This is a genomic window from Rhodococcus sp. C26F, from assembly GCF_053345925.1.
Genome location: NZ_JBKFBA010000062.1, coordinates 16,731 through 18,127 on the forward strand (window position 1 = coordinate 16,731; position 1,397 = coordinate 18,127).

Below are 1,397 nucleotides of genomic sequence, written 5' to 3' on the forward strand. Positions count from 1 at the left end.
CAGCCGACGTCCCGGCGGAGCCACGTCACCTGCGCGCCTTCGTCGCCGCTGCGGTACGGCTCGAGCTCTTCGTCCCATGCCGTTCCGAGGGCGCGGTGCAGTTCGCTCGTGACATCGGCGGAGGACAGCATGGCGCGCAGACGCATCTCTCCGACGACGATGTCGCCGTTGGCGCTGGTGCACCCGCGCCACAGACCCAGTCGGGGGACGTAGCTGAAACGTTCGCCGTCCACGCCCTCGCTGGGGTTCTCGGTGATCTCGAAGCGGAGCATCGGCCACGACCGCAGCACGTCGGCCAGTCGCGCGGCCGTGCCCACGGGCCCGACCCAGTCGCCGCAGGTGCGCAGCAGCCCCGGTGCGGCGGGCTGGCCCGTCCACGAGAGATCGGGCCGGCAGTCGAGGATGTCGGCCAGTGCCCACTCGATGTGCGGGCACACCGCCGCCGGTGAGGAGTGGACATAGATCACCCCCGCCGTGGCATCCGCGAATTGGTTGGATGCGCGCATACATTCACCTCCGGTTCGACCAGGACGTCTTCCCCAACGACCTTCGTCGACCAAGGCTTCTCCATGCAGGCTGCGTACAAGTGTGCCCGTGTGGCGTGTGTTTCGCCAGCGAACCAGAGAGGTTTATGTGAATTCGGTGATGATCGCGTCTCCGACGGCCGTCCAGAGCGGTTTCGCCCAGTCTCCGAACGCACGATCAGTAAGTACCACAGCGGCGACGGAAATTTCGGAATCTACCCAAATGAATGTGCCCGATTGACCGAAATGACCGAAAGTACGCGGTGAATTACCGGTGGCGGTCCAATGCGGGTTCTTTTCGCCCCGGATCTCGAAGCCGAGACCCCAGTCGTTGGGCTTGAACATCCCGTATCCGGGCACGAGTCCGTTCAGACCGGGGAACTGCACGCTGGTCGCCTCGGTGAGGGTTTCGTACGAGACCAGAACGGGATCGAGCAGCTCGCGCGCGAACAGTGCGAGATCGGCGACCGACGACTGCGCCCCGTGACCGGCCGGCCCCGGCAGGGACGAGGACGGCATGCCCAGCGGCTCGAAGACCGCCTGCCGGAGGTATTCCGGGAACTCGATACCGGTTTCCGTCTCGACGAGTTCGGCGAGCACTTCGAAGCCCGCACTCGAGTAGATCCGCTTCCGCTCCGGTTCGGTCTGCACTGTGCGCTCACCGAACGCCAGACCCGAGGCGTGGGCGAGCAGATGCCGCACCGTCGACCCCTCGGGGCCCGCAGGCTGATCGAGCTCGATCGCGCCCTCCTCGACGGCCACGAGCGCGGCGTACGCCACGAGCGGCTTCGTCACGGACGCGAGGGGAAAGACCTCGTCGAGGCCTCCCCTGGACGCGACCGTTCCGCCGTCGCGGGTCACCACCGCGGCGGC

Annotated in this window: 2 protein-coding genes; both read right to left on the bottom strand. The window is 66.9% G+C overall.

Features of this window, described 5'->3' with window-relative positions:
• The coding region (locus ACLBYD_RS28925) for a DUF3145 domain-containing protein (protein ID WP_447819135.1) at positions 1-506 on the bottom strand (506 nt) is incomplete at its 3' end.
• Positions 507-629: 123 nt separating this feature from the next.
• On the bottom strand, positions 630-1,397 hold a 768-nt coding region (locus ACLBYD_RS28930; RefSeq protein WP_447819136.1), incomplete at its 5' end, for a serine hydrolase domain-containing protein.